At 74.3% G+C, this 23596-nt stretch carries 22 protein-coding genes; 10 read left to right on the forward strand and 12 right to left on the reverse strand.

The annotated features are described in order from the left end of the window. The first annotated feature begins 208 nt into the window (after window positions 1–208). The 3 genes from AC156L_RS28740 (at window position 209) to AC156L_RS28750 (ending at window position 4944) form a co-directional block, all read left to right on the forward strand. A complete protein-coding gene (locus tag AC156L_RS28740) occupies window positions 209–1123 on the forward strand; it encodes a DUF1996 domain-containing protein (RefSeq protein ID WP_330876676.1) in 915 nt (304 codons plus the stop codon). Between the two features lie 127 nt (window positions 1124–1250). After that, window positions 1251–3269 carry an ATP-dependent Clp protease ATP-binding subunit gene (locus AC156L_RS28745; protein WP_330876677.1) on the forward strand — a complete coding sequence of 673 codons (2019 nt, stop codon included), beginning with the start codon at window positions 1251–1253 and terminating at the stop codon, window positions 3267–3269. A gap of 70 nt (window positions 3270–3339) precedes the next feature. After that, entirely contained in the window at window positions 3340–4944 is a 1605-nt protein-coding gene (locus AC156L_RS28750; protein ID WP_330876678.1) for a CocE/NonD family hydrolase, read from the forward strand. 66 nt (window positions 4945–5010) lie between these two features. On the opposite strand, the gene AC156L_RS28755 is transcribed toward AC156L_RS28750, so the two are convergent. The 3 genes from AC156L_RS28755 to AC156L_RS28765 all read right to left on the reverse strand — a co-directional run bounded on the left by AC156L_RS28755 (window position 5011) and on the right by AC156L_RS28765 (window position 7556). After that, a complete protein-coding gene (locus AC156L_RS28755) occupies window positions 5011–5574 on the reverse strand; it encodes a dihydrofolate reductase family protein (RefSeq protein WP_330876679.1) in 564 nt (187 codons plus the stop codon). 66 nt (window positions 5575–5640) lie between these two features. Continuing rightward, window positions 5641–6315, reverse strand: a complete 675-nt coding sequence (locus AC156L_RS28760; protein WP_330876680.1) for a response regulator transcription factor — start codon at window positions 6313–6315, stop codon at window positions 5641–5643. Continuing rightward, window positions 6312–7556, reverse strand: a complete 1245-nt coding sequence (locus AC156L_RS28765; RefSeq protein ID WP_330876681.1) for a sensor histidine kinase — start codon at window positions 7554–7556, stop codon at window positions 6312–6314. Before AC156L_RS28765 ends, AC156L_RS28760 begins: the two co-directional genes overlap by 4 nt. A gap of 204 nt (window positions 7557–7760) precedes the next feature. Between AC156L_RS28765 and AC156L_RS28770 the strand changes: the two genes are divergently transcribed. From AC156L_RS28770 to AC156L_RS28785, 4 genes are all read left to right on the forward strand, one after another. After that, window positions 7761–8453, forward strand: a complete 693-nt coding sequence (locus AC156L_RS28770) for an ABC transporter ATP-binding protein (protein WP_330876682.1) — start codon at window positions 7761–7763, stop codon at window positions 8451–8453. 44 nt (window positions 8454–8497) lie between these two features. After that, entirely contained in the window at window positions 8498–10759 is a 2262-nt protein-coding gene (locus tag AC156L_RS28775) for an FtsX-like permease family protein (protein ID WP_330876683.1), read from the forward strand. 127 nt (window positions 10760–10886) lie between these two features. Then, window positions 10887–11621 (forward strand): sugar phosphate isomerase/epimerase family protein, encoded by a 735-nt coding sequence (locus AC156L_RS28780; protein ID WP_330876684.1) that lies wholly within the window; start codon window positions 10887–10889, stop codon window positions 11619–11621. Beyond that, entirely contained in the window at window positions 11618–12730 is a 1113-nt protein-coding gene (locus tag AC156L_RS28785) for a Gfo/Idh/MocA family protein (RefSeq protein WP_330876685.1), read from the forward strand. Before AC156L_RS28780 ends, AC156L_RS28785 begins: the two co-directional genes overlap by 4 nt. 46 nt (window positions 12731–12776) lie before the next feature. Here the strand turns inward: AC156L_RS28785 and AC156L_RS28790 are convergent, their stop codons facing one another. Both AC156L_RS28790 and AC156L_RS28795 read right to left on the reverse strand, forming a co-directional pair. After that, window positions 12777–14570 (reverse strand): ABC transporter ATP-binding protein, encoded by a 1794-nt coding sequence (locus tag AC156L_RS28790; protein ID WP_330876686.1) that lies wholly within the window; start codon window positions 14568–14570, stop codon window positions 12777–12779. After that, window positions 14567–16219, reverse strand: coding sequence for an ABC transporter ATP-binding protein (locus AC156L_RS28795; RefSeq protein ID WP_330876687.1), 1653 nt, complete (start codon window positions 16217–16219; stop codon window positions 14567–14569). The genes AC156L_RS28790 and AC156L_RS28795 overlap by 4 nt, the downstream gene beginning before the upstream one ends. 141 nt (window positions 16220–16360) lie before the next feature. Between AC156L_RS28795 and AC156L_RS28800 the strand changes: the two genes are divergently transcribed. Next, complete coding sequence (locus AC156L_RS28800) at window positions 16361–17002, forward strand: TetR/AcrR family transcriptional regulator (RefSeq protein WP_330876688.1); 642 nt, start codon at window positions 16361–16363, stop codon at window positions 17000–17002. A 277-nt stretch (window positions 17003–17279) separates the two neighbouring features. Here AC156L_RS28800 and AC156L_RS28805 read toward each other — a convergent pair whose 3' ends face one another. From AC156L_RS28805 to AC156L_RS28830, 6 genes are all read right to left on the reverse strand, one after another. Further along, complete coding sequence (locus tag AC156L_RS28805) at window positions 17280–17927, reverse strand: maleylpyruvate isomerase family mycothiol-dependent enzyme (RefSeq protein WP_330876689.1); 648 nt, start codon at window positions 17925–17927, stop codon at window positions 17280–17282. Window positions 17928–17964: 37 nt separating this feature from the next. Next, window positions 17965–18513 (reverse strand): TetR/AcrR family transcriptional regulator, encoded by a 549-nt coding sequence (locus AC156L_RS28810; protein WP_330876690.1) that lies wholly within the window; start codon window positions 18511–18513, stop codon window positions 17965–17967. Continuing rightward, the gene (locus AC156L_RS28815) at window positions 18506–19342 is read right to left on the reverse strand and encodes an alpha/beta fold hydrolase (protein WP_330876691.1); all 837 of its coding nucleotides are present in this window, start codon (window positions 19340–19342) and stop codon (window positions 18506–18508) included. The genes AC156L_RS28810 and AC156L_RS28815 overlap by 8 nt, the downstream gene beginning before the upstream one ends. Before the next feature lie 74 nt (window positions 19343–19416). Next, window positions 19417–19755 carry a cupin domain-containing protein gene (locus AC156L_RS28820; protein WP_330876692.1) on the reverse strand — a complete coding sequence of 113 codons (339 nt, stop codon included), beginning with the start codon at window positions 19753–19755 and terminating at the stop codon, window positions 19417–19419. A 123-nt stretch (window positions 19756–19878) separates the two neighbouring features. Then, window positions 19879–21048, reverse strand: coding sequence for an AI-2E family transporter (locus AC156L_RS28825; protein ID WP_330876693.1), 1170 nt, complete (start codon window positions 21046–21048; stop codon window positions 19879–19881). Between the two features lie 104 nt (window positions 21049–21152). Beyond that, window positions 21153–21419, reverse strand: a complete 267-nt coding sequence (locus tag AC156L_RS28830; protein ID WP_330876694.1) for a GlsB/YeaQ/YmgE family stress response membrane protein — start codon at window positions 21417–21419, stop codon at window positions 21153–21155. Between the two features lie 236 nt (window positions 21420–21655). Between AC156L_RS28830 and AC156L_RS28835 the strand changes: the two genes are divergently transcribed. Together AC156L_RS28835 and AC156L_RS28840 are read left to right on the forward strand one after the other, a co-directional pair. After that, window positions 21656–22060: a hypothetical protein gene (locus tag AC156L_RS28835; protein ID WP_330876695.1), complete on the forward strand. Its 405-nt coding sequence runs from the start codon at window positions 21656–21658 to the stop codon at window positions 22058–22060. A gap of 64 nt (window positions 22061–22124) precedes the next feature. Next, window positions 22125–22517 (forward strand): hypothetical protein, encoded by a 393-nt coding sequence (locus AC156L_RS28840; RefSeq protein WP_330876696.1) that lies wholly within the window; start codon window positions 22125–22127, stop codon window positions 22515–22517. A gap of 615 nt (window positions 22518–23132) precedes the next feature. Here the strand turns inward: AC156L_RS28840 and AC156L_RS28845 are convergent. Continuing rightward, window positions 23133–23591 (reverse strand): Lrp/AsnC family transcriptional regulator, encoded by a 459-nt coding sequence (locus AC156L_RS28845; protein WP_330876697.1) that lies wholly within the window; start codon window positions 23589–23591, stop codon window positions 23133–23135. Window positions 23592–23596 lie beyond the last annotated feature (5 nt).

Consider the following 23596-nt stretch of genomic DNA (forward strand, 5'->3'; position numbering starts at 1 on the left):
TCTCCGGTGAAGCACGAGTGTTACGAGTAGATGTCGACGCTGTCAAGCTCGCGACCTGCGAAATTGTGTTCCGGTACGACGAATGGCCTGCAACGGACCCTTGACAGCGGATGATCGGGGTCACATCCTACGGGAGAGCGCTCTCCAAGATTGGCGCTCATGCTTCGCGCCGCGACCCTGCGGCGTTCCTCTCCCTGCTGGAGGACCCGTGCTCCGCAAGCTCTCGCTCCTCGTGGCCGGCGCGCTCGCCGCGGCCACCCTGACCACGGCCGGATCGGCGGCCCAAGCCGACGAGCTCGTGACCCACCACGAGTTCCAGACCAACTGCTCGGTGACCAAGCGGGCGCCGGACGACCCGATCATCTTCCCCAACCTGCCGGGGGCGTCGCACGACCACTCGTTCGTCGGCAACAAGACGGTGAGCGCGAGCACCACTCTCGCCTCGCTGGTCGCGGCGGGCCCCTACAACACGTCGTGCGTCAACCCCGACGACCTGTCCGCGTACTGGTTCCCGACGGTCTTCAAGAACAACCAGGCCGTGCTGCCGATCGGCAAGCAGGTCATCTACTACAAGAGCGGCATCCTCGACTACCGCGCCGTCCGGCCGTTCCCGCCGGGCCTGCGGTACGTGGTGGGCAACGCGAACGCGTCCCAGGAGGAGTTCCGCACCGCCCCCGGCGCCGTCGAGGGCTGGGAGTGCGGCAACAGCTTCCACAACTGGGACTTCCCGGCCAACTGCATGGTCGGCAGCCAGGCCAACATCCGCTACCAGGCCCCGAGCTGCTGGAACGGCCGCGACCTCGACACGGCCGACCACAAGAGCCACATGGCGTACCCGGTCAACGGCGCGTGCCCGGCCGGCCACCCCAACCCCGTGCCGATGCTGGAGTTCAAGATCGCCTTCCCGGTGGACGGCGACATGTCGACGGTCCGGCTGGCCAGCGGTCGCGGCTACACCTGGCACTACGACTTCTTCAACGCCTGGGACGCGCCCACGCTGGCCGCGCTGGTGAGCCACTGCATCAACGGCGGTCTCCAGTGCGACCCGAAGGGCTACGACCTCTACAAGCCGAACCGCGGGCAGGCGCTCGGCGACGACTACCGCCTGCCCGGCAGGCCCTGACCGTCCCTTGTGGACGAATGAGGACCGGCGGGAGAGTGCCCCGCCGGTCCTCGGCCACGACGGTGGCGGTCTGGTCCGCGGAAGCGGAGTATCGGGGTGACACCCCCGACGCAGAGGCGGCTCGCACATGGCTGACGACTGGATCGGCTCGCTGGACGACCTGGTCGGCAAGCTGTTCGGCGGTCTGGGCGGCGGCGAGCAGTCCGGCCCGTCGACGCGGCGGACCGACCACTTCGGCCGCGACCTCACCGCCGCGGCCAGGGACGGGCAGCTCGACCCGGTGGTCGGCCGCGACGACGTGATCGACGAGGTGCTGGAGGTCCTGTCCCGGCGGACCAAGAACAACCCCGTGCTGATCGGCGATCCGGGGGTCGGCAAGACCGCGATCGTCGAGGGCATCGCCCAGCGCTTGGCGGGCGGCGAGGTGCCCGCCACCCTGGAGGGAAGGCGGCTGGTCTCGCTGGACCTCGCGGGCATGGTGGCCGGGTCGAAGTACCGGGGCGAGTTCGAGGAACGGCTCCAGGGCGTGATCGACGAGGTGTCGGCGGCCAACCGGATGGTGGTGCTGTTCCTCGACGAGCTGCACACCGTCGTCGGCGCGGGCAGCGCGGAGGGCGCGCCGATGGACGCCGCGAACATGCTCAAACCGGCGCTGAGCAGCGGCAGGCTCCAGGTGGTCGGCGCGACCACGGTCGAGGACTACCGGCGGCACATCGCGAAGGACCCGGCGCTGGAGCGGCGCTTCCAGCCCATCCTGGTCAACGAGCCGTCGCGGGACGAGGCCGTCGCCATCCTGCGCGGACTGCGGGCCCGCTACGAGAGCCACCACGGCGTGCGCGTGACCGACGAGGCCCTCGTCGCCGCCGTGGAGCTGTCCACCCGCTACATCGCCGACCGCTTCCTGCCGGACAAGGCCGTCGACCTCCTCGACCGCGCGGGCGCGCGGGTCCGGCTGCGGGAGAAGTCCGCCGCGCCCGACCCGCTGGGCGTGCAGCGGCGGATCGACCACCTGGAGCGGGAGGTCGAGGCGGCCGGGGACGACCACGGCCGGGTCCTGTTCCTGGAGGACGAGCTGGCCCGCGCGACCGCCGACCTGGAGACCGCGCGCGCCGCGATGGCCGACGCCCCGAGCGTCGACGCCGACGACGTGGCCGAGGTGGTGTCGCGCAGCACCGGCATCCCGGTCTCCCGGCTCACCGAGGCCGAGCGGCACCGGCTGCTGCACCTGGAGGAGCACCTGCACCAGCGGATCGTCGGCCAGGACGAGGCGGTGGAGGCCGTCTCCGACGCCGTCCGCCAGGGCCGCGCGGGCCTCAAGCACCCGGACCGCCCCGTCGGCTCGTTCCTGTTCCTGGGCCCGACCGGCGTCGGCAAGACCGAGGTCGCGCGGGCGCTCGCCGAGGCGCTGTTCGGCTCGCGGGACCGGCTGATCCGCTTCGACATGAGCGAGTTCTCCCAGCAGCACACGGTGACCCGGCTGACCGGCGCGCCGCCCGGCTACGTCGGCTACGACGACGCGGGCCAGCTCACCGGGGCGGTCCGGCGCACCCCGTACTCGGTGCTGCTGCTCGACGAGGTCGAGAAGGCCCACCCGGACGTCTTCAACACCCTGCTCCAGGTGCTGGACGCGGGCCGGTTGACCGACGCGCAGGGCCGGACGGCCGACTTCGCCAACACCGCGATCATCATGACCAGCAACATCGGCGCCGAGCAGCTGCTGGCCGCGGCCTCGTCCGGCCGTCCGGCGGAGGACCTGCGCGAGCCGCTGATGGCGGCGGTCCGCCGCTACTTCCGGCCGGAGTTCCTCAACCGCCTGGACGAGGTGATCCTGTTCCGCGGCCTGGACGCCGACCAGCTGCGGCAGATCACCGGGCTGCTGCTGGAGGAGACCCGCCTGCGCCTGCGCGAGCAGGACATCACCATCGAGGTGGACGAGCAGGCCGTCGACTGGCTCGCCGCCCGCGGCTACGACCCCGAGCACGGGGCCCGTCCGCTGCGCCGCACCATCGGCCGCGAGCTGGACCGGCGGCTGTCCCGCGCCCTGCTCGGCGGTGAGCTGCGCGGCGGCCAGCACGTCGTCGTCAGCGTGGTGGACGGCGCGCCGACCCTGACCGTCACCGATCGGGGGGACCCGACGCCGTCGTGATCACCGGCCGGGTCCGGGAGCTCGGGGTAGCCTCGGGTCCTCGACGTCGACCGCGCAAAGGTGGCCGCCCGTGCTGGAGCGCCTCATCGACAAGGTTCTCGGTCTGCCCGCGGCGCGGGTGCCGAAGCCCGTGGTCACGAGGGATCTGGTGATCCCGATGCCGGACGGTGTCCGGCTGCTGGCCGACCGGTACCGGCCACCGGGCTCCGACCCGCTGCCCGTGGTGCTGGTCCGCTCGCCCTACGGCCGCCGGGGGGTGATGGGGGCGCTGTTCGGCGCGGCGTTCGCCCGCCGCGGCTTCCAGGTCGTGGTGCAGAGCGTGCGCGGCACGTTCGGCTCCGGCGGCGAGTTCCGGGCGTTCCGGCAGGAGGGGGAGGACGGTCTGGCGACCGCGGCGTGGCTCCGGGAGCAGCCGTGGTGCGACGGCAGGCTGGCGATGGCGGGCGCGAGCTACCTCGGGCACACGCAGTGGGCGGTCGCGCCGTACCTCGACCCGCCGCTGGAGGCGATGTGCCTCGGCGTGACCGCGTCGGAGTTCACCACGGCGTTCTACCCCGGCGGGGTGCTGGCGCTGGACAACATGCTGTCGTGGTCGGCCACGATCGGCAGGCAGGAGGAGCGCTTCGCCGCCCTGCCGAACCCGGTGCGGGCCAGGCGCACGCGCGCGGCGATGGCGCACCTGCCGCTGCGCACGGCGGACGTGGCCGCGATCGGCAAGCCGGTGCCGTTCCTGCGGGACGTCACGACGCACGCCGAGTCGCCACTGGACTGGGCCGAGACCGACCACAGTGGACGGCTGGCCGAGCTGGGCACGCCGACGAGCATGGTCACCGGCTGGTACGACCTGTTCGTCGCCCGGCAGCTCACCGACTTCACGGCCCTCCAGGCGGCCGGGGCCCGCACCAGGCTGACCGTCGGCCCGTGGAAGCACGGTGAGCCCGCGAGCGTCCGGCCGATGATCGCCGACCAGACGTCGTGGCTCGCGGCGCACCTGCTCGACGACCGCGCCCAGCTCCACCGCGCGCCCGTGCGGATCTTCCTCCAGCGGGCGGGCACGTGGCTGGACCTCGATCGGTGGCCACCCGCCGAGTCGAAGCCGAAGACCCTCTACCTCCAGTCGGTCGGCGGGCTGTCCGACGACGAGCCGGGTGACTCGCCGCCGGACTCCTTCACCTACGACCCGGCCGACCCGACGCCGACGGTCGGCGGCCCGATGCTCAGCGGTGAGGCCAAGCAGCACGACAACCGGGCCGTCGAGGCGCGCGCCGACGTGCTGGTCCACACCGGACCCCCGCTGGAGCGGGACCTGGACGTGATCGGCGAGGTGACGGCGACCATCCACGTCCGCACCTCCACGCCGCACGCCGACGTGTTCGTGCGGCTGTGCGACGTGGACCCGCGCGGCGTCTCGCTCAACGTCTGCGACGGCGTGCGGCGGGTGTCCGGTGGCGAGGGCGTCCAGGAGGTCGAGGTCGCCCTCGACCCCACCGCCTACCGCTTCCGCCGCGGCCACCGGGCGCGGGTCCAGGTCGCGGGCGGCGCCTTCCCGCGCTTCGCCCGCAACCACGGCACCACCGACCCCACCGCCGACGCCGTCACCACCGAGCCCTGCCGGTTCGAGGTCTTCCACGACCCCGAACGCCCGTCGAGCATCACGCTGTCGGTGTTCGGCTGACGCCACGCGCCCGTCACCCCGGCGTCGTGCCCGGACGCCGGCGAGCGCTCCTGGACGCCGAGCGCGCTACCGGACCACGCGGTGGCGGAGGTGGACGACCCCCGAGGCGAACGTGCGGGTCTCGACGAGTTCGAGGTCGACCTTGCGCCCGTGCGGGGCGAAGTACGGGGTGCCGCCGCCGATCAGCACCGGGTGGACCCTGGCCCGGTACTCGTCGATCAGGCCCAGCTCCTCCGCCTGCGAGGCGAGGGTGGGGCCGCCGATCCCGATGGGGCCCTCCCCCGGCTCGGCCCGCAGCCGCTCGACCTCCTCCGCCAGGCTGCCGGTGGCCAGGCGGGCGTTGCCCCGCACCTCGGACAGCGTCCTGGAGAACACCACCTTGGGCAGCGCGTTCCAGAGTTCGGCGAACTCCAGTTCCGCGGCGTCGAACGCGGGTTCCCGGTCGGTGTCCTCCCAGTAGAGCATCGTCTCGTAGAGCCGCCGTCCCATCAGGTGCACGCCGAGCGCCCGCACCTCGTCGGTGGCGAAGCGGAAGACCTCCTCGTCGGGCACCGCCCAGTCGATACCGCCGTCGGGTCCGATGACGAAGCCGTCGAGCGACAGGGCCAGCGAATAGGTCACGTCACGCATGGGAAATCCTCCTCAAGGGGTTCGACAGTATGACCCGCGACCCCGGAGGAACTCATCGTCGCCGCGTCACACCGGTCGCGCGCTCGGGCTGACCAGTCCGGTCTCGTACGCCACGATGACGGCCTGGACGCGGTCGCGGAGGCCCAGCTTGGCGAGGATGCGGGCCACGTGCGTCTTCACGGTGGCCTCCGAGAGGTGCAGGCGGGTGGCGAGTTCGGCGTTGCTCAGGCCCTCGGCGAGGTGCCGCAGCACCTCCAGCTCGCGCGGGGTGAGGGTGGACAGGTCTCGGTGCGGTGCGGCGGTGCCCGCGTCGCGGCCCGCGAACCGCTCGACCAGGCGGCGGGTGATGGCGGGGGCGAGCAGGGCGTCGCCGGAGCGGACCAGGCGGACCGCGGCGACCAGGTGTTCGGGCGTGACGTCCTTGAGCAGGAAGCCGCCCGCGCCCGCGGACAGCGCCGCGTACACGTAGTGGTCGAGGTCGAACGTGGTCAGGATGATCACCCGCGGTTCGCCCTCCGCGCCGGTCAGGATGCGCCGGGTGGCCTCCAGGCCGTCCATCTCGGGCATCCGCACGTCCATCAGCACGACGTCCGGCCGGGTGCGGCGGACCGCGTCGACGGCCTCGGCGCCGGTCGTCGCCTCGGCGACCACGTCGATCCCGTCGGCGGTGAGGATCATCCGGAAACCGGTGCGGACCAGCGTCTGGTCGTCGGCGACGACGACGCGCAGGGGGGTGGTCACGTCGACTCCAGGGGGATCAGGGCGGTCACGCGGTACCCGCCGAGCAGGCGCGGTCCGCTCCGCAGGGTGGCACCGTAGACCGCGAGGCGTTCCCGCAGGCCGATCAGGCCCCGCCCGTTGCCGGTGGCCGCCGCGGCGGACGGGGTGCCGCCGGTGTCGGTGACCTCCACGCTCAGGGTGTCGGCGCCGTAGTCGACCGCGACCGAGGCGGACGCGCCCGAGGCGTGCTTCACCGTGTTGGTCAGGGCTTCCTGCACCACCCGGTACGCGGCCAGCTCGACGCCCGGCGGCAGCGACCGCCGCTCCCCCGAGACCGCCAGCTCGACGGGCAGGCCCGCGTCCCGGACGCGCGCGACCAGCGCCTCCAGCTCACCGAGGCCCGGCTGGGGTGCCAGCTCGCCCGGCGCGTCGGCGTCCGGTGTGAGCAGCCCCATCACGTGGCGCAGCTCGGACATCGTCGCCCGGCCGCTCGCCTCCACGGCCAGCAGCGCCTCGCGGGCCTGGTCGGGCGCGGCGTCCATGACCTTGCGTGCCGCGCCCGCCTGGATGACCATCACGCTCACGTTGTGCGTCACCACGTCGTGCAGCTCGCGGGCGATCCGGGCGCGTTCGGCCTCGACCGCGCGGCGCTCCGCCTCCGCCCGGTCGCGCTCCAGCGCCAGGACCCGCGCCTGCCCCTCCTCGGTGCGCAGCTTCCACGTGCGCATCCCGTTGGCCGCCACGACGATCGGCACGAGGATCAGGAACGGCGCGTACTCGTTCGGCACGACCGGCAGGTCCGTGTCGGTGAAGGCGCCGACCACCAGCACCGACACCAGCACGCCCGCCAGCGTCGGGACCCGGTAGGGGCTGTAGGCGGCGGCGGTGTACGCGGCGATGACGCAGGCGTAGAAGACGACGCGCGGCGTGCCCTCGGGGGTCAGCACGGCGGCGAACAGCACGGCCCACAGCACGGCCAGCGGGTACCCGCGGCGGTGGACGAGGGCCAGCGCCGCCAGCGCGGCCAGCACCGCCGCCCAGATCCTGCCGTCCGACGGCGTGTCGCGCACCAGCACCGCGCTGCCGAGGAGGGAGGGGTGGGGCTTCGGCGCGTCGCCGCGGTTGAGGGCGTACTCCACCGTGACGACGCCGACCACCAGCGCCAGGCCGACGTCGAACACCCGGCCGCGCGTCGTGGGCGCGGGCGGCGGCCCGCTCGGCCGGGTCCACGCCCGCAGCAGGTCCACCGCCCTCGTCCTCACCGGACCATTCTGGCCGACCGGCCGAGGCCGGGGCATCCTCCGCCGGACCCGCCCCGCCGCACCGCCGGACTACGCCTCGGGGATGACGCGCGACCGGCTCGTCCCAGCTCGGTACCGGAAATGGCCCGCTGTGCGGACTCGCCGCGACCCGCCGCGCTCCTAGCGTCCTCCGGGCCCGGTACGACACCTCCTGGGGAGCCACCGATGACCACACCGCTGATCGACCTGCACGACGTGAGCCGCGAGTACGGCGACGGGCCGCCCGCCCTCGACGGGGTGTCGTTCTCCGTGCGGGCGGGCGAGGCCGTTGCGGTCCTCGGCCCGTCCGGCAGCGGGAAGTCCACGCTGCTCAGCCTGATCGCGGGCCTGGACCGGCCGAACACGGGCACGGTGACCGTGGCAGGCGTGCGGGTGGACCGGCTGGGCGAGGCCGCGTCGGCCCGCTACCGGCGGGCCGCGGTCGGCATGGTCTTCCAGTTCTTCAACCTGCTCGACGACCTGACCGTCGCCGACAACGTCGCCCTGCCCGCCCAGCTCGCGGGGACGGACCGCGCCGAGGCGTCGAGGAGGGCGGTCGAACTGCTCGGGAAGCTCGGCGTCGACGGGTACGCCCGCGCCTACCCCGGCAGGCTGTCGGGCGGGGAGCGGCAGCGCGTGGCGGTGGCCAGGGCGCTGGTGAACCGCCCAGCCCTGCTGCTGGCCGACGAGCCGACCGGGGCGCTGGACACGGCGTCCGGCGAGGACGTCGGCGCGCTGCTGTCCGAGCTGAACGCCGACGGCCAGACCCTCGTCGTGGTCACCCACGACCTCGCGCTGGCCCGCTCGTGCACGACCCGCACGATCAGCCTGGTCGACGGCCGCGTCGCCGAGGACGTCACCGCCGGGCCAGCCCGATGAGCGCCCTGGGGAGGGTGGTCCGCTCCGGGGTGGGCCGCGGGCGCGTGCGCACGGTCGTGGTCGGCCTCGCCGCGGCGGTGGCGGTGACCGCCTCCGTGCTCGCCGGGTCGCTGCTGGTGGCCTCCAGCGCGCCGTTCGACCGGGCGTTCGCGCAGCAGAACGGTCCGCACCTGGCCGTCCAGTTCGACGCGGGGGCGACCACGGCGGCGGCCCTGGAGGCGTCCAGGACCGCGGCGGGCGTCACGGCGGCGGCCGGACCGTTCCCGGTCGTCCCGGTCTCCCCGCGGCTCGACAGCGGACCGAGGGTCCCGCCCATGACGGCGGTCGGCCGGGCCGAGCCCGGCGGGCCGGTCGACGCCGTGGCGCTCGTCGAGGGCACCTGGGTCACCGGTCCCGGCCAGGTCGTGCTGTCGGCCGACTTCCGCACACCGGACGTCCTGGACCGCACGCTGCGGTTCCCCGACCTCCCCGGCGCGCCGGAACTGGAGGTCGTCGGCGTGGCCCGGTCGATCAGCCGCACCGCCGACCTGTGGGTGTGGCCGGACCAGGTCGCCGCCCTGACCCCGCCCGGCACGGCGGGCGGCTTCCAGGTGCTCTACCGGTTCGCCGACGCCGCGACGGCCGAGCAGGTCGACGCGAGCAGCGCCGCGGCCGTCCCCGCGCAGGGGCGGACCGGGTCGCGGTCGTGGCTCGCCGCGCGGCGGGACGCGGTGAAGGAGGTCGCGCTGTTCGTCCCGTTCCTCGTGGCGTTCGGCGCGCTGGGGCTGGTCATGTCCGTGCTCGTCGTCGGCAACGTGGTCGCGGGGGCCGTGGCGTCCGGTCTGCGGCGCGTCGGCGTCCTCAAGGCGCTCGGCTTCACGCCGGGCCAGGTCGTGCGGGCGCACGTGGCGCAGGCGTTGGTCCCGGCGGCCGTCGGGGCGGCGTTCGGCGTGGTGGCGGGGAACCTGCTGGCCGTGCCCGTGCTGGCGGAGACGAGCGAGGTCTACGGCACCACCGTGTCGCCCGTCGCGCCGTGGGTCGACGTCGCCGTGGTCGCCGGAGCGCTGGGCGTGGTGGCGGTGACCGCGTGGACGAGCGCGTGGCGCGCCGGACGGCTGCGCGCGGTCGACGCGCTCGCGGTCGGTCGCACGCCCGGCGTCCGCCGCGGCCTGTGGGCGGCCCGGACGACCGCGCGGCTCCCGCTGCCGCGCGCGATCAGCCTCGGCCTCGCCCACCCCTCCACCCGGCCCGCCCGCGCGCTGGCGATGCTCGCGGCGATCGTGTTCGGCACCACCGCCGTCACGTTCGCCATCGGCCTGGGGGCGTCGCTGACCGACGTGCAGGAGGCCAGGGACCACACCACCGACGTCGTCATCGGCACCGACCGGCCGTCCCCGACCGGCGCGCTGCCCGCGACCCTCGACGCGGACGCGGTCCGCGCCGCCATCGCCGCCCAGCCGGGCACGCTGGCGCACTTCAGCACGGCCCGGCGCGAGGTGGGCATCGCCGCGTTCTCCGGGTCCACCACGCTCCTCGCGTTCGAGGGCGACACCTCCCCCGGCGACTACCGGATGATCGCGGGCGAGTGGTTCGACGCGCCCGGCGAGGCCGTCGTGCCGTCGCCGTTCCTGAGGGCCACGGGCACGGGGATCGGCGACGCGGTCACCCTCGACGACCGGGGCGAGCCGCTGGTGGTGCGGATCGTCGGCGAGGTGTTCGACCTCCAGAACGACGGGATGCGGGTGTTCACCGACGCCGCGACGATCACCGACCCGGTGGTCACGAGCTTCGACGTCGGGCTGCGGCCCGGCACGGACGTCACCGCCTACCTCGACGGCCTGAACGCCGCGCTGCGCCCGCTGGGCGTCACCGCGCGGGCGGGCGAGGAGGGGTCGAGCGACGTGCTCGTCACGATCGTCGCGCTCACGGCGTTCCTCACGCTGCTGCTCATCGCCGTGGCGGGGCTCGGGGTCCTCAACGGCGTCGTGCTCGACACCCGCGACCGCGTCCACGACCTCGGTGTGCACCGGGCGCTGGGGATGACGCCGGGGCAGACGGTCGCGATGGTGCTCGCGTCGGTGGCGGTCGTCGGCGTGGTCGGCGGCGTCGTCGGGGTGCCGCTGGGCGTCGTGCTGCACGACGCGGTGCTGCCCGCGATGGGGCGGGGCGCGGGGACCGACCTGCCCGCCTCGTCGTTCGCCGTGCTCGGACCGGTCGACCTGGTCCTGCTCGGACTCGGCGGACCGGTCGTCGCCGTGCTCGGCGCACTGCTGCCCGCGGTCCGGGCCGCGCGCACCCGCACCGCGACGGCGTTGCGGACCGAGTAGCGGTCGTCCGTTCCACGTCAGCGGGAAAACCGGTTCCCAGCACGGTACTGGCGGCAATTTCTACCACGTGGTAGAGATTGTGGGAGCGCTTCCACACTGCCTCCACCGGAGAAGTCAGGAGTTGGAGATGACCGAACCCTCCGTGCAGCTGTACTCGGTCCGCGACGCGTTCGCGGTCGATCCGAACGACACCCTGCGGCGGCTGGCCGCCATCGGCTTCACCCTGGTCGAGCCCTACGGGGTCCTGGAGAACGCCGAGGTCCTGCGGACCCGGCTCCCCGAGCACGGGCTGAGCGCTCCCACCGCGCACGCGCGGCTCGTGGGCGTCGAGCAGGCCCCGGTGTTCGCCGTCGCGGCCGAGTGCGGCATCGGGGTCGTCATCGACCCGTACATCGACGAGGAGAGGTGGCAGGACGCCTCGGACGTCGCGGCCACGGCCAAGGCGCTCAACGAGGCGGCGGCCGTGGCCGCCGAGCACGGCGTGCGGGTCGGCTACCACAACCACTGGTGGGAGCTGGAGTCGCGGATCGACGGCCGCAGCGCGTTCGAGGTGCTCGCCGACCAGCTCGACCCCGCGGTCGTGCTGGAGGTCGACACCTACTGGGCCACGGCGGGCGGTGAGGACGCCGCGGCGCTGCTGCGGCGCCTCGGCGACCGGGTGGTGGCGATCCACGTGAAGGACGGCGGCCTGAACACCGACGGGACCGGCCAGGTGCCCGCGGGCCAGGGACGGGTCCCGGTCGGCGAGGTGCTCGCGGCGGCCCCGAACGCGCTGCGCGTGGTCGAGTTCGACGCCTACGACGGCGACGTGTTCGCCGGGATCGCCGCCAGCCGCGCCTACCTAGCGGACGCCGACCGGTGAGCGCGCGGGTGGGTCCGGTCGGTGTCGGGGTCATCGGCGCGGGCGTCATCAGCGACGCGTACCTGAAGAACCTCACCTCGTTCCCGGACGTGCGGGTGCTGGCCGTGGCCGACCTCGACCTCGAACGGGCCGCCGAACGGGCGGAGCTGCACGGCGTCCCCCGCTCCGGCGGGGTGGCCGCGGTGCTCGACGACGCGGAGGTCGAGATCGTGGTGAACCTGACGATCCCGGCCGCGCACGTGGAGGTCGGGCTCGCCGCGCTGGCCGCGGGCAAGCACGTGTGGACCGAGAAACCCCTCGCCCTGGACCGGGAATCGGCGCGCAAGCTGCTGGACCTCGCCCAGGAGAAGGGTTTGCGGGTCGCGAGCGCACCGGACACCGTGCTGGGCGCGGGTTTGCAGACCGCGCGGCGGGCGGTCGACGCGGGCCGGATCGGCGAACCGCGCACGGCGCTGGCGATCTTCCAGACGCCGGGCCCCGAGTCGTGGCACCCGGCACCGGAGTTCCTGTTCCAGGCGGGCGGCGGACCGCTGCTGGACATGGGCCCGTACTACCTGACCACGCTGGTGCAGCTCTTCGGGGCGGTCCGGCGGGTCACGGCCACCGCGAGCCGGGCGCGCGACACCAGGGTGATCGCGTCGGGTCCGCGCGAGGGCGTCGAGTTCGCGGTGACGGTGCCGACGTCGGTCCTCGCGCTGGTCGAGTTCGAGCGCGGCGGTTCGGCGCAGGTGGTGCTGAGCTTCGACGCCGCCGTGCCGCGCACCGGTTTCGTCGAGGTGACGGGCACGCGCGGCACCGTCGTGCTGCCGGACCCGAACCGGTTCGACGGGTCCTCCACGCTGCACCTGCCGGGCGTGGAGGACCCGGAAACCCTGGTGGCGGAGGGACATTCCGCGACCAGGGGCACCGGGGTGCTGGAGCTGGCGCGCGCGATCCGGGCCGGTGTCCCGGAACGGGCGTCCGGTGCGCTGGCGCACCACGTGCTCGACGCGATGCTGTCGATCGACGAGTCGGCGGCGCTCGGGCGGTCGGTGGACGTGACGAGCACCGTCGAGGTGCCGCCGGCGCTGCCAGACGGCTGGGACCCGCACACCGCCACCCTCGGGTAGCGGCGCACCGGCCCACCAGCGCGGGTGGGCCGGTGCGCGACCTCCGTCAGTACCGCCGGGACCACGCGCTCCACAGGTCGGCGTACCGACCGCCCAGCGCGACCAGCTCGTCGTGCGTGCCGAGTTCCACCACGAGCCCGTCCGCGACGACCGCGATCCGGTCGCACGCCCGCGCCTGGGTGAGCCGGTGCGCCACGACCACCGCGGTCCGGCCCTCGACCAGCGCCGCGGCGGCCCGTTCCAGGTCGCGGGCGCCGGAGCTGCCCGCCTCGGCGGTGGCCTCGTCGAGGACGACCACGGGCGGGTCGCGCAGCAGCAGGCGGGCCAGGGCGAGCTGCTGGACCCTGGCGGCGGTCAGCGGGTGCTCCCCCGCCCCGACCGCGGTGTCCAGGCCCGCGGGCAGCGCCGCCACCCACGCCCCGGCCCCGACGGCGCGCAGCGCCGCGTGGACCTGCTCGTCGGTGCTGCGCGGGGCGGCGAACAGCACGTCGTCGCGCAGCGAGCCTGCGAACACGTGCGTCTCCTGCGACACCACGCCGATCCAGTCGCGCACCTGGCCGGGGTCGAGGTCGCCGACGTCGACGCTCCCCCGCGCGTCCACCAGCAGCGTGCGCCCCGCCGACGGCGGGAACACCCCGGCCAGGACGCCCGCCAGGGTCGTCTTGCCCGCCCCGCTCGCGCCGACCACGGCCAGCGACGTCCCGGCGGGCACCTCGACGTCGATCCCGCGCACCACCTCGTGGCCCTCCTCGTAGGAGTGCCGGAGCCCGCGCGCCACGACCCCGACCGGTCCGGCGTGCGGCCGGTCCGGCTTCGACGCGGGCGGCGGGACGAGGGTGACGCCGACGATCCTGGCCAGCGCCGCGCCCGCGCGCTGCACGTCGTCGAACGACAGCAGCACCGTGCCGAGCGGGTCGAACAGGCGGTGGAACAGCAGGGCCGCCGCGGTCACCTCGCCGACCGTGACCGCGCCCGCGTCGACCAGCCAGTAGCCGGTGAGCAGGATCGCCGACAGGCCGAGGGCCTCCGCGGCGTTCATCGACTTCATGAACAGGACGAACAGCCGCAGCGCCCGCGTCGCGGCGGTGAGCGTCCGCTCGGACGCGACCGCGACCCGCCGGGTCTGCGGCTCGGCCACGTCGTAGGCGTGCACGGTGGCCAGGCCGTGCAACGACTCCAGCACCACCTGGCCTCGCTCGGCCGCCGCCCGCCGTTCCGCCGCGTACAGCGGACCCGCCTTGGGCAGGTAGGCGCGCAGGCTGACCCAGTGCACCGGGAACACGACGGTGAACGCGAGCGCCAGCCGCCAGTCCACGGTCGCGAACCCGGCCGCCGACACCACGATCGTCGTGCAGGCGCTGAACACCGTGGCGGCCAGGGGGACCGCGGCGACGAAGTTCTCCACGTCCTCGGTGACCCGCGAGGCGACGTCGCCGCTGCCGACGCGTTCCAGCACCCGCGACTCGATGCCCAGCGCCCGCTCCAGCACCCGCTCGCGCAGGTCGGCCGCGACGCGCGCCCCCAGCCGTTCGGCCGCCCGCCGGGCCAGCGCGGCGAGGACGGCTCCGACCACGACGCCCGCCGCCGTGAGGAGCAGCAGCGGCACCAGGTCCTGGCGGGCTCCCGCGCGGACCGCGTCCACCAGCTCGCCGAGGAACAGCGGCACCGCGACGAGCCCGACCCCGGCGAGCAGCGTCAGCAGCAGCGCCGCGACGCACTCCCCCGCGTGGTCCCGCAGCGCCGCGCCCAGTCCGGCCAGGCTCTGCCGGGCGGTGGCGACGGGCAGGGTGGGCGACGCACCGTCCGTCCACACCGGGCGGTCGATCAGGACGGTGCTCACCGCAGCACCGCCTCGGCGTACGCGGGGACCTCGACGAGCCGTTCGTGCGTCGAGACCACGGGTGGTCCCCCACCGTCGAGGAACACGACGCGGTCGCACCGGGACAGCAGGGGCGGCGACGTCGTGACGACCACCGTGCCCCGGTCGCCGGTGCCCCGCAGCGCCCGCAACCCCTCGGCCACCGCGTCCTCGGTGACGGCGTCGACGGCGGTCAGCGGGTCGCGGAGCACGAGCACCGGCGGTTCCGCCGCCAGCGCCCTGGCCAGCGCCACGCGCTGCCGCTGCCCGCCGGACAGGTTCGCGCCGCCTTCGAGCAGCACTCCTCCCTGCCGGGCGAGGGAATCGCGCACCTCCACGGCACAGGCGGCGACCAGCGCCCGGTCGACGGCGGCACCGCCCCGACCCGTGTCGAGGGCGGCGGCGAGCGTTCCGCCGAGCAGGTAGGCGGCGTGCGGCTCGACCAGCACGTGCCTGCGCGCGTCCACGGCGTCCGCCGGGACACCGCCGAAGCTCACGTCGCCCGCCGACGGGGGCACGCGGCGGGCCAGCAGTCCGACGACGGCGTCCGCGGCGGCCGGATCGGTCGTCGCGACGCCGAGCAGCTCGCCCGGCGCGAGGGTGAAGTCGAGCCCGGTCACCGGCCCGACCGACACGGCCCGCACGGACAGCGGCCCGAGGTCGGTCCCAGGGGCCCGCGGTCGCACCGGGACGGTCAGCAGGGCGGCGACGCGGGCCGCGCCCGCGCGGGCGCCCGCGACCTGCTCCACGCTGGAGGCGATGCGCCGCACCGGTTCCGCGACGAACGACGCCATCACGACGACGGTCACGAACTCGCCGACCGTGATGCGGCCGGACAGCGCCATCACCCCGGCCGCGGCGGCCGTGCCGACCAGCACGGCGCCGGTGGCGAGCTGCCCGACCACCGTCACGACGGCCGACGCGGACGCCGTGTCGAGCACGGTCTCCAGCGAGCGCCCGCTGGTGCGGCGGTACCGCCGGACCGCCTCGGGCACGCCGCCGAAGCTGCGCAGCGGGCGGAGGGCGTGGACGAGTTCGGCGGCCAGCGCGGCGGCCAGACCGCTCGCCTGCTGCCGGGCGCGGACCTTGCGCTCGACCCACGGGCCGAGCCGGTCGACGCCCAGCACCAGCAGGGGCGGCACGAGCACGATGCCGAGGCCCAGCCACAGGTCGACGCGCAGCAGCACGACGACCGCGACGGCCAGGCCCGCGCAGCCGGAGGCCAGGTGGGCGAGGACCCGCACGATCTCCGCGGTCGCCCTGGTGTCGGAGGTCAGGATGCTCGCCAGCTCCCCCGGCCTGCGGTCGCGGCCCGCGTCCGGGTCGGCGAGGACGTGGCCGATCGCGCGGACCCGCAGCTCGTGGGCTTCGCGCAGGGCGGTGGAGGCGAGCAGCCACGACGCGACGCCGCCGCCGGTCGCGAGCACGGTGAACAGCAGCAGGACGGCGGCGACGGCGATCAGGACCGCGATCGGCGGGGCGCCGTCGACGGCGTGGTCGACCGCGAGGCCGATGGCGAGCGGCACCAGCGCCTCGCAGGCCTGGTGGACGACCGAGGCCGCGCACCCGGCGGCGGCCGGGCGGGCCCGGCGGCGCAGGACGTCGGCCAACAGGGAGTTCTCTGGACGCAAGGGGCACCTCGGACCGTGGGGACGGGCCGCACCGCGAGGTGGGTGGCGTGGTCGCCAACGGGGCGGCGGACTTTCGAGTCACGCTGACTCGAAAGTCACGCTAACACATGCGTGACACGCTGTCTCGGTACAGTTCGCCCGATGGCTACCGAAGCGACCGCGCGGATGGGCCGCCCGCGCAGCGAGCGCGCACGGCGGGCGGTCCTGCACGCGGTGGACGACCTGCTCGTCGACGTCGGCTACGCGGCGATGACGATGAAGGGCATCGCCGAACGCGCGGGCGTCGGTCGCCAGACGCTGTACCGGTGGTGGACGACGAAGGCCGAGATCCTCCTGGAGGCGATCGTCGACGACGTCGAGGAGGAGCTGACCACACCCGCGCACCCGGACGCCGCCGACGACCTGCTGGCCTACGTGCGGGCGTTGAGCGGGTTCCTGCTCACCTCACCCTCGGGGCTGGCCTACCGCGCGCTGGTCGGCGAGGCGCAGCACGACCCGGCGGTCCGGGACCTCGTGCACGCGGCCGACCTGCTGGGCACGAGCGCGCGCACGGTGCTCGACCGGGTCCGCCCGGCCGCCCCCGCCATGCCACCACCGGGCCTGTGCGCGGCGCAGTTCGTCGGGCCGGTGGTGTACCAGGTGCTCACCGCGCAGGCGGCGTTCACCGACGAGGACCTGCGCGACCACGTCCGCACCCTGCTGGCGTCGTGGTCGGGCGGGCGGACGGCGAACCACCAGCACCGCGAGGGCGGTGGCACCGCGGCCCGGAGTTCGCGGCGGTGACGCTCCGGCAACCCCCGGATCGCGGCACCGCGACGGGCAGGCCGGCATCCCGCTCCCCTGGCGACCCGCGCTGACCGGCGAAGGCACCGGATGTCCCCACCGCTGGTGGCCCGCATCGCTGGTGGCCCGCATCGCGACCTCGCCGCCGTAGAGCCGGACGCCGCCCGCGAACCCGTCGCGGAACGCATCCCCGAGCCGGAACGGCAGCGGCTCCTCGACCTGCCGCACGGGGACGCGGAAGCCGCCCAGGACGACACCGACCGACCAGGCGTCCGCGCTACGGGCGGTAGGCGGGCCACGGTCCCAGCGGGGGCAGCGGCACGGCGCACGTCGGAGGTGCGTCGGGCACGCGGCCCGCGAGCCACGCGGCCAGGTCGTGGGCCGCGGCCGTGATCTCCGCGCCCGTCCCCCACGTCCGGTCCACGTCCGTCGCCCGCACGCCGAACCCCTCGGGCAGCCGCGGGTGCAGGAAGTCGACGGCGTGGCAGGAGAAGTCGACCGTCCACGCGCTCGGCCGGACGCCCACGTCGAGGTCGACCAGGTGGATCCACACCTCGCGCCACCGGATCTCCACGGCGGAGTCGAACCCCGTCCAGTCCACGACGCCCGCCCACGCCCGCTCCAGCCCGGCGGAGTGCTCGGCGACGGCCGCGCGGTGCTCCGCCGCGCCCCGGGTCGCGGTGGCCTCGATGATCGCGTCGCGCTCACCCGGCTCCCACAGCGCGACGACCTCGCCGCGCAGCGCGTGCTCGACCACCCGCGCACGGGCTCGGGCGGCGTCCGCGAGGTGGGCGAGGACGTGGCCGCGCGTCCAGCCCGGCAGCAGCGACGGACCGGCGACGGCGGAGTCGGTGAGGTCGACGAGCGCGGTGTCCAGGCTCCGGTGCGCCGCCGCGACGGCGGCGAGGGGCGGGGTCGCGGTCACGCCTCCGGAGCCTAGTGCGGTGACCGCGCCTGCGGGCTCACGTGCGCAGCCCGGCGATCACCATGCGGATCAGCAGGTCGTAGCTCTCGTCCAGCTCCTCCGGCAGCTGGAAGCCGTTCTCCGCCTCCAGCACCGCGAAGCCGTGGGCTGCCGCGCGCAGGCAGCGGGCCGCGTGGATCGCGTCGGAGTCCTCCAGGCCGTACGCGCGCAGGGCGGCCAGCACGATGGCGACCAGCCTGTCCCCGGCCTGCGCCACCATCGGTTCGGCCGCCTGGACGACCGCGGAGTAGCGGTGCGGGTGGGCCACCACGTAGGCGCGCCAGGCCAGCATGAGCGCGCGGATCGCCTCGTCGGCGGAGCGGCCGAGCACCGCCCGGCCGGTCCGCTCGGCCAGCTCGTCCATCACCCGCACCGACACGAGCGCGCGCAGCTCCGCCAGGTTGCGGACGTGCTTGTAGAGCGACGGCGTGGCCACCCCCGCGCGGGACGCCACGGCGGCGAGGGTCAGGGCGGCGGGCCCCTCCTCGTCGACCAGGCGCAGCGCGACGTCGACCACGGCGTCCGCGGACAGCGCCGCCCTAGCCACGGGCGTGCGCCTTCAGGAACTCCAGGACCGACCCGGCGACCCTGTCCGGGAACTGCGCGTGCGGGTAGTGGCCCGCCCCCTCGACCACCTCGACCCGGCCCAGTCCGGACGGCATCTCCGCCACGACGCCCTCGCCCTCGGCGCGGGGGTCGACCCAGTCGGGGTCCAGCGAGCCCTCCAGGACCAGCACGGGGCACCGGACGTCGCCGAGCCGGGCGCCCGCGTCGGTGGGGGCGGACATGGCCATCCGGCCCAGCACGGCCATGCGGCCCGGCCTGCGCAGGTCGGCGTCGAGCGCGGCGAGGTGCCCGGCGAAGCCCGCGGGCTTGGCGCCGGGGTAGGCGTGGTCGAGGTAGCGCTTCCACAGGCCGACGCTGCGGAACACCCCGGCTCCCATGAGCAGCAGCATCCCCTTGCGGTAGCGGGCGTTGGAGAGCAGCCCACCGACGGCGACCTTCTGCGCACGGGTGAACGGGGCGATCTCGACGACGGCGGTGACCGACCCCGGCTCCTGGGCGGCGGCGATGGTGACGGAGCCGCCGGTGAACGAGTGGCCGACGAGCACGGCCGGGCCGCCGAGGTGGCGGACGACGGCGAGCAGGTCGCCCGCGGAGTCGGTGCGGGTGTAGGACGCCCAGTCGGCGCTCGACTCGCCGTGGCCGCGCTGGTCGACGGTCGCGACGCGGTACCCCGCGTCCGCCAGCAGCGCGGCCACCTCGCGGTAGACGGCCCGGTTGTCGCCCATGCCGTGCGCCAGCACGACCAGCGGCCCCTCGCCGACCACGTCGTAGGCGAGCCGTCCGCCGTCGTGCTCCAGGAACTCGGTCATGGCCATCTCCTCCGCTAGCTAATGCCTGTAGCCCGAAAGCTAATGGTATTAGCCGGAGGTGTCAAGCGGGTGGCTCAGACGCGGACCCCGATGGCCACGGTGAGCAGCACGACGGAGTCCGCGACGGCTTCCACGCGGTGCATCCGGTCCGGGACCGCGAGCAGGTCCCCCGGTGAGCCGTCCCACGAGTCGGGCCCCGCCACCAGGCGCACGTGCCCCTGGAGGACCTGGAGGGTGGCCTCACCGCCGCTCTCGTGGTCGTGCAGGTGCTGGCCGCCGAGCAGCGCGATCACGGTCTGGCGCAGCGCGTGCTCGTGCCCGCCGTTCACGGTGTGCGCGCTGCGCCCGCTCGACGCGTCGCGGGCGATCTCCAACTGCTGGTGGGCCAGCGAGGTCAGCGAGGTCTTCGACATGCGGTTCCCCTCGTTCGTGGGCGCGGTCCGCGTCCCGTGGCACTACGACCGGACGGCCGCCCGGTCCGTGACACGACGGGTACCCCGCTCACCCGCCGTTCACGACAGGCGCGGGGCGGACCGTCACGGCGCCCGGCCCGCCTCGGTGTCCAGACCGGGTTCGTCCGGGGCGGACTCCTCCGGCTCGCTCGCGTGCACGTCCGCCGGGTCCACGTGCTCGTCGGCCTCGCTGAGCAGCGACCGGATCCCGGAGTTCAGCACCGCCAGCAGCGGGACGGACAGCAGCGCGCCCGCGATGCCGCCGACGAGCAGGCCGCCCGCGATGGCCAGCACGACCGCCAGCGGGTGCAGCTTCACCGCGCGGCCGAGCAGGAGCGGTTGCAGCACGTGGCTCTCGAGCTGCATCACGGCGATCACGATGCCCGCCACCACGAGCCCCGCGACCACACCGTTCGCGACCAGCGCGATGAGGATCGCGATGCTGCCCGCGACGACGGCTCCGATGATCGGGATGAAGGCGCCGAGGAACACCAGCGCCGCCAGGGGGATCGCGAGCGGGACGCCGAGCACCGCGAGCCCGATGCCGATGCCCACGGCGTCCACGACCGCGACCGCGGACGTGGCGCGCACGTAGCTCACCAGCGCCGCCAGCCCGCGCCTGCCCGCCACGTCCACCCTGGTGCGCACGCGGTCCGGGGCGGCGCGGATGAGGAACTGCCAGATGCGCGGGCCGTCGTAGAGGAAGAAGATGAGGGTGAACAGCACCAGCAGCGCCTGGGTGAGGATCTCGCCGACCGTGGCGGCCGTGGTCAGCGCTCCCGTGGTGATGTCGGCCTGGTTCTCCGTCAGCGTCGCCATGAACCGGGAGGACGCCTCGCGGATCTGGCTGTCGCTCAGGTGCAGCGGCCCCTCGGTCAGCCACCTCGTCGCCGTGTCGACGCTCTGCGACAGCTGCGAGACCAGACCGGGGACGCCGTTGACGAAGGTGACGACGACGAACGTCAGCACCCCGCCGAGGATCACCAGGCCGCCGATCAGGACCAGCGCGGTCGAGATGCCCCTCGGCACGCCGAGCCCGGTGAACAGGTCCACGCCGGGCGCCAGCAGCGCGGCCAGCAGCAGCGCGATGGCCACCGGCACCACGATCCCCGCGAGGTACCCGGTCACGGTGCCGACCACGTAGAGCGCGGCCACCACGACGAGGAACCGCCAGCCGATCGCCGCGGTCACCCGCAGGATCCGGGGCACGACGTCCTTGACGTCGCCCTCGGGGGATCTCCCGCTTCCGTTCATGCCGTCACCGCTCCGCCGTGGTCCACCGAGAAGTCCCCAGGACATGACGAACCCCGGCGACAGGGGGGTGGGTCGCCGGGGTTCGTTCCGCACACCTCGGTGGTCTAGGCGTGCGCGCGCCTGCCCGTCACCAATCGGTAGATGCCGAGCAGGATGAGCGAGCCGAGGATGGCGAGCAGCCAGGTGCTCAGGTCGAAGAAGCTGTTGATGTCGCTGTTGAACAGCGCCCGGCCGACGAAGCCGCCGAGGATCGCACCGACGATGCCGATCAGCATCGTGACGATGATGCCGCCGGGGTCCTTGCCCGGCATGATCGCCTTCGCGATGGCTCCGGCGATGAGACCCAGGACGATCCAGCCCAACACACCCACGGTAGTTCTCCTTCATCCGACGGCGGCAACGGGTTCCGCCGCCGCTCAGGTCCTGCTTGGTGGAGGAGTGCCCTCCGCACACCGGCTTCAAACAACATTCGCGGGCGGATCCTCGCCGTGGCCGACCGGCCCCGGTGGCGCGGCGGCCGTTCGGTCGCCCGGACTGGTCCACCCGCTTCACCCGGCTGAGTAGTCCTGCTCTGGCGGGTGACGCCGAGGTGGCGCACAGTGAAGGCATGAGTACCGAACGGACACCTGCCAGGTCGCTCCTCTTCGCACTCGGTCTCGGCGTGCTCTCCGTCGGCACGTGGTGGGCCTTCCTCGGCACGGACGGCACCCGCGACGTCGACCCCGTGACCGGCTCCACCACCGGCCCCTACGAGGCGCCACAGGTCATCGCGTGCTGCCTCGTCCTCATCGGACTGGTCGCCGCGGGGGCGGTCGTCGCCCCGCCGTGGCTGGCCGTCGTCTCGGTCGCCGTGCCGTTCACCGTCGCCTGGAGCCTGCACGCGGCGGCCCAGGACGACTCCGGCCTGTGGGCGGTCGGCGGCGTGCTGGTCCTGCTGGGGACCGTCGGCGGCGGTGCGCTGGTCGCCGCCGGGACCGGGTTCCTGCGGCGCCGGGTCAGCTCCTCCCGCTGACCGTCCCGCGGCGCGGGCGGGCCTCCGCCGGGCCCGGCCGCGCGTCCACCGTAGGCTGGGCGGCATGACGTTCTCCCTGCCCGGTCTGGGCGAGCTGGCGCCGGTCGACGGCGCGCCGGACGGCGTGACGTGCTGGACGACGACGAGCGGCGGCGAGACGGTGGCCGTCCTGGTCGAGGAGCCGTCCACAGTGGACGACCTGGACCCCGCCTTCATCACCGGCGTGCTGGCCGACCGCGAACGCCTCCTGGCCGTCGCCCGCGCCGCCGTGGCGGACGCGCTGGGCGCCGCCGTGGCCGAGTCGGCCGACGAGCCGGAGTTCACCTTCCACACCGGACAGGACTGGGTGCTCCGCTTCGCCGAGTGCGCCGAGCCCGGCCTCACCGAACTGGGCGTCCTGGTCGTCTTCGAGGGCCACGAGGTGACCGAGGTCGACGACTTGGCGGAATCGGAGTAGCCCTCCGCGCCGGTGCGGTCACAACGTCCAGGGCGTGCACCGAAGTCGATCAGAGCCACTCGTTGACCGCGGCGACGTGCACGGTGGTCACACTCCACCGCGTGACGTTGTTCGCAGTCCTCGGGGAGCAAGGCCCTCGCACCCCTTGGCCTTGCGATGCGCGTCCTGGTCGGCCTCGCTCGGGATGGTCGTCTTGATCCCGCGACGACGCAGATGCTCCCGGTTGGCCTTGGACGTGTACGCCTTGTCGTCCGGGCCGACCACCGGCCACCCGAGGCACCCGGATCCCGCGCGACACCGGGACGAACTGCGGGCTGCCACCACGCTGACCGCGCACCGACGCCTACTCGCCGGCGGATCCCGTCGATCAACTGCCGCGTGCTCCACGAGGACCGGACCGGGACGGCGTGGGCAGCAACGGTTGCGGCGTCGCCCATCGCGCGTCGGTCAGGTCGAACCGCCCCGCCACCGCCAGGACGTTCACGAGGTCTCCGGTGTTCAGGTTCTTCATGGTCGACGAACCGATCGCCGGAGACCTCGCTCATCTTCGATCACCAACACGCTGAACAGCGCCAACCTCGATCGACGTCACCTCAGCCGACTTCGATGCAGGCCCTAGTCTGCGGACTTGACCTCGCGCATCGTGAGGTGCGAGTCGACGCGGGCCATCGCCGGGAGGCTCATCACCTTCTCCACCAAGAACTTCTCGTACGCCTGCGCGTCCTCCACGAGCACCCGCATCAGGTAGTCGGGCCTGCCGAAGAGCCTCCGGCACTCGACGACCTCCTCGTAGGAGCGCAGCAGCGCCTCCAGCTCGTCCACCGTCGCGCGGTCGTTCACCCGGATCTCGGCGGTCACGACGACCTCGAACCCCCGACCGGTCGCCGCGAGGTCCACGCGCGCCCGGTAGCCGGTGATGATCCCGGCGTCCTCCAACCGCTTCACCCGCCGCAGGCACGGCGGTGGCGTCAGCCCGATCCGCCTGGCCAGTTCGACGTTGGTCAGACGACCGTCCTGGCTCAGGTGGAACAATATTTCCCGATCGACCGAGTCCAGTGACAGTTTGTTGCTCACAAGGC

Source organism: Umezawaea sp., assembly GCF_057122925.1.

Bases quoted from the DNA above. Each gene is read 5' to 3' on its own strand.
- AC156L_RS28745 (WP_330876677.1), top strand. From the start codon at position 1,251: ATGGCTGACGACTGGATCGGCTCGCTGGACGACCTGGTCGGCAAGCTG.
- AC156L_RS28755 (WP_330876679.1), bottom strand. From the start codon at position 5,574: ATGCGTGACGTGACCTATTCGCTGGCCCTGTCGCTCGACGGCTTCGTC.
- AC156L_RS28770 (WP_330876682.1), top strand. From the start codon at position 7,761: ATGACCACACCGCTGATCGACCTGCACGACGTGAGCCGCGAGTACGGC.
- AC156L_RS28780 (WP_330876684.1), top strand. From the start codon at position 10,887: ATGACCGAACCCTCCGTGCAGCTGTACTCGGTCCGCGACGCGTTCGCG.
- AC156L_RS28800 (WP_330876688.1), top strand. From the start codon at position 16,361: ATGGCTACCGAAGCGACCGCGCGGATGGGCCGCCCGCGCAGCGAGCGC.
- AC156L_RS28815 (WP_330876691.1), bottom strand. From the start codon at position 19,342: ATGACCGAGTTCCTGGAGCACGACGGCGGACGGCTCGCCTACGACGTG.
- AC156L_RS28820 (WP_330876692.1), bottom strand. From the start codon at position 19,755: ATGTCGAAGACCTCGCTGACCTCGCTGGCCCACCAGCAGTTGGAGATC.
- AC156L_RS28825 (WP_330876693.1), bottom strand. From the start codon at position 21,048: ATGAACGGAAGCGGGAGATCCCCCGAGGGCGACGTCAAGGACGTCGTG.
- AC156L_RS28835 (WP_330876695.1), top strand. From the start codon at position 21,656: ATGAGTACCGAACGGACACCTGCCAGGTCGCTCCTCTTCGCACTCGGT.
- AC156L_RS28840 (WP_330876696.1), top strand. From the start codon at position 22,125: ATGACGTTCTCCCTGCCCGGTCTGGGCGAGCTGGCGCCGGTCGACGGC.